This window comes from Saccharomonospora iraqiensis subsp. iraqiensis (assembly GCF_000430445.1).
Classification (GTDB): domain Bacteria; phylum Actinomycetota; class Actinomycetes; order Mycobacteriales; family Pseudonocardiaceae; genus Saccharomonospora; species Saccharomonospora iraqiensis.
The window spans coordinates 65,516-69,200 of sequence record NZ_KE387069.1 but is presented as its reverse complement, the minus strand read 5'-3'; the positions used below and the strand labels follow the sequence as shown (position 1 = coordinate 69,200).

Here is a 3,685-nt window from a genome sequence, read left to right as displayed (position 1 = left end):
GGGTGTCCGGTGCGTCCGCCTCGCGCGGCGGCGGGGTCGGTGGCGGGGTGGTGGGCGCGCTCATGCCGACTCCACCGGGAAGACGACGACGTCGGCGTCGGACACCTCGACCGACACCTCACTGCCCGTGTCGAGCGGCTGCGCGCCCGGCACCAGCACCCGGATCTCCTGGTCGCGGGCGCGGACGAGCTGCTCGGTGTGCGCGCCGACGAACAACGACGCCTGTACGCGCCCGGAGAAGCGGTTGGCCGCGACCGGACGGTCGACGGACAGCGTGCTGTACTCTGGTCGCCACATCGCCGCGACCCGGTCGCCGACGGCGAGGGTGTCCGCCCCCGCGTGGCCCGTCACCGACCCGAGTTTCGTGTCGACGACGACGGTCTCCCCCGTTCTGGCGGACACGGTGCCGGGAACCTCGTTCATCGTGCCGACGAACGAGGCGACGTAACGGTCGGCGGGTCTGGTGTAGATGTCCAACGGCGAGGCGTCCTGCACGATCCGGCCGTCGCGCAGCACGGCGATCCGGGTGCCGAGCTGCATGGCCTCGGTCTGGTCGTGGGTCACGAAGATCGCCGCGAAGCCGAGTTCCCGTTGCAGCGAGACGAGTTCGATCCGGAGCTGCTCGCGCACCTTGGCATCCACATTGGACAATGGCTCGTCGAAGAGCACGAGCGCGTCGTTGGCCACCAGCGCCCGGGCGAGAGCCACCCGCTGCTGCTGACCGCCGCTCATCTGCGCGGCGTACTGCTGTTCGAGCTCGCCGATCCCCACCTTCGCCAACACCTCGCGGGCGCGGTCGGCGATCTCGGCACGCTTCGGCTTGCGACCCCTGCGGTTCTGCAGCGGGTACGACACGTTGCGCAGCGCCGTCATGTGCGGCCACAGCGCGTACGACTGGAACACCATGCTCACGCCCCGCCGCTCCGGCGGCACGTTGATCCGCTGCCGGGGGCAGAACTGGGTCCGCCCGTCGAAGCTGATCCGTCCGCTGTCCGGGGTCTCCAGGCCGGCGATCGAGCGCAGCAGCGTGGTCTTGCCGCACCCGCTCGGGCCGAGCAGCACGACGAAGTCGCCCGCGGCCACGTCGAACGAGACGTCGTCGATCGCGGGAACCGCCGACCCGTCCCGGCGGCGGAAGTGTTTGGTGAGGTGCTCGACGCGCACGACCGGAGCGTCGACGTCGCCTGCGGCGGTGTCGCTCCCGACGGGTGCGCGTTGATCGGATTCGGGCAGGACGGCCATGTCCCACTCCTCCTTGCTGGTCGGCGGGCGGGAATCGACCCGGGCGCCAAGGACGCCGCTCACTATCGTCGACTGCGTGGCCGATCGTCAATAATCTGACGCGCAAAATCGGTCGCGTCCGGAGAACGGGACAGGCCGGCTTCAGGATCAGGGGCGGGTGGGTCGACTGTCCATATGGTTCGGACCGGGCGCCTACCGGCGCTGCCGGTCGGCCTCGGCGATCCGGCGCGCCGTGGTCGCGCGCTCGAACGGGGTGTCGCCGTGCGCGGCCTCGCCCAGGGACTGCCGCAGCGCGGTGACGCTGTCCAGGTCGTGCCGGGTGACCAGCTCGGCGAGTGCGGGCGCGGTGCGGCCCAGGATCTGCCGGAACCGCAGCTCGGCGACGGGGCCGAGCCGGTGGTACACCTCGACGAACACGTGCTGAGCCCGGTCCCGGGCGAAGGCGTCCGGCAGCAGCTCGGCGGGCAGGTCCGGGTCGGTCTGCTCGAAGTCGCGCCACTCGGCGCCGAGCTCGGTGCGCACCCGCAGCGCCTCGGCCGGGTCGATGCGGCCCGCGGCGGCACGGTCGAGCACCGGCTCGTAGCGCTCGGCGAAGCGCCGGTAGTCGTGGTGCAGCGTGTCCAGGTCGAACGCGGTGCGCACCCCGCCCGCGTCGGCGGTGCGGCGGACCTCGGCGGAGCGCAGCACGGTCGCCGTGGTCACGCCGAGTTCGTCGAGCACCGCCGCGGCGGCGGCGGCGCCCTGGTCGTGCGGGGAGACCCAGACGCCGTCGTAGAGGGGGGCGAAGCCGAGCACCCGCAACCGGCTGCGCAGGGCCGTGCGCAGCCCGCGGTCCTGCTCGGGCACCGAGAACGCCACCACGGTCCACTGCCCGTCCCAGTCCGGCGCGGACGCGCCGAAGGTGAGCATCCGGTAGGTGTGCTCCACGATCACCGCGACCGAACGGGGCGGGATGCCGTAGGCGGTGGTCCGGCCCTCGCGCCGCACGGTCAGCAGCCCCCGCGCGGCGAGCCTGCGCATCGCCGTGCGCGCGCCGGACGGGGTGATGCCGAACTCGCCGAGCAGTTCGACCAGCGCGGACGAGGGGATGTGCTCCTCGCGCCAGTACCAGAAGTCGCCGAGCAGCGACGTCAGCAGCTGCTGGGGCCGGGCGCCGCCGTTCGGCCTGCGCTCCTCCGTCACCCGGTCGCCCGGGCCCGGCCCGCTCGGGTCCGGGTCCGACGCCGGGTGCTCGTGCGAGGTGGCGGTCATGCGTCTTCGCTGCTCTCCGTGGTCGACTGGTGGCGCAGACAGGATACGTCCGCTCCGCACGGTCGACCCGGTGCCGTGGTTGCCGGTGTCGTCCGCTGCCGGACGAACCCTTGAATAGGCGTCACTTGTTGATACTATCGTCTCCAATCTGCATTGAGTCGAGGCCGGCGACGGGAACACACGGAACCGGCACCGGCTTTTCCGGCCGCGTCGTGGGGAGACCATGAACGACCGACCACTCGCGGGCCGCACCGTCGTGGACCTGACCACGGCGCTGGCGGGCCCCTACGCGACCCTGCTGCTGGCGGGACTCGGCGCCACGGTGATCAAGGTGGAGAACCCGGCCACCGGCGGGGATCCCGCCCGCGACAACGCGCCGTACGTCGGCCGCGACGGTCTCCGGCTGAGCCGCGAGGCCGACGACGACCTGTCCGTGTCGATGCTGGTGCGCGGTCGCGACAAGCTCAGCGTGACGCTGGATCTGAAGCAGGACCGCGGCCGGGCGGTGTTCGCCGACCTGGTCCGCGACGCCGACGTGCTGGTGGAGAACTACAGCCCCGGGGTCACCGAGCGGCTCGGCATCGACCACGCGACCGTGCGCGGAATCAACCCCCGCCTCGTCTACACCTCGATCAGCGGCTTCGGCGCGCAGGGCGGCCCCGGGTCGGGCAAGGCGATGGACACGATCGTGCAGGCCCTCAGCGGGATCATGTACACCGCGGGCCGGCCGGACGACGACCCGGTCCGGTTCGGACTCCCGGTGGCGGATCTGCTGGCACCGCTGTTCGCGGTGATCGGCACGGTGGCGGCGCTGCCGGTCGCCGACCGCACCGGGCAGGGCCAGCACGTCGACGTCTCCATGCTGGGCACGTTGACGTCCCTGGTGGCGTGCGAACCGTTCGAGGCGCTGGAGCGGGTGGGCATCGCGCAGCGGACCGGGCCGGTGGTCCCCCGTCTGGCACCGTTCGGGGTGCTGCCCGCCGCGGACGGCCACCTCGCGCTGTGCGCCCCGGTGGACTCGTTCGCACACGGGGTGTTCCACGCGATCGGGCGGCCGGACTTGGTCGACGACCCCCGGTTCGGCACCCGCGACGCCCGGGTGCGGCACGCCGACGAACTGCACGACACGCTCGCGCGGTGGTGCCGGCGGCGCCCGGTGGCCGAAGCGGTGGAGGCCCTCACCGCCGCCGGG

General features: G+C 72.7%; 3 protein-coding genes. 1 reads left to right on the top strand and 2 read right to left on the bottom strand.

Features of this window, described 5'->3' with window-relative positions; all coding sequences use genetic code 11:
• Positions 1 to 60: 60 nt before the first annotated feature.
• Complete coding sequence (locus tag ACTIR_RS0107155; RefSeq protein ID WP_026453745.1) at positions 61 to 1,242, bottom strand: ABC transporter ATP-binding protein; 1,182 nt, start codon at positions 1,240 to 1,242, stop codon at positions 61 to 63.
• A 192-nt stretch (positions 1,243 to 1,434) separates the two neighbouring features.
• Positions 1,435 to 2,493, bottom strand: coding sequence for a PaaX family transcriptional regulator (locus ACTIR_RS0107150; RefSeq protein ID WP_026453744.1), 1,059 nt, complete (start codon positions 2,491 to 2,493; stop codon positions 1,435 to 1,437).
• Between the two features lie 223 nt (positions 2,494 to 2,716).
• Between ACTIR_RS0107150 and ACTIR_RS0107145 the strand changes: the two genes are divergently transcribed.
• A partial coding sequence (locus ACTIR_RS0107145; protein WP_026453743.1) for a CaiB/BaiF CoA transferase family protein occupies positions 2,717 to 3,685 on the top strand: 969 nt, incomplete at its 3' end.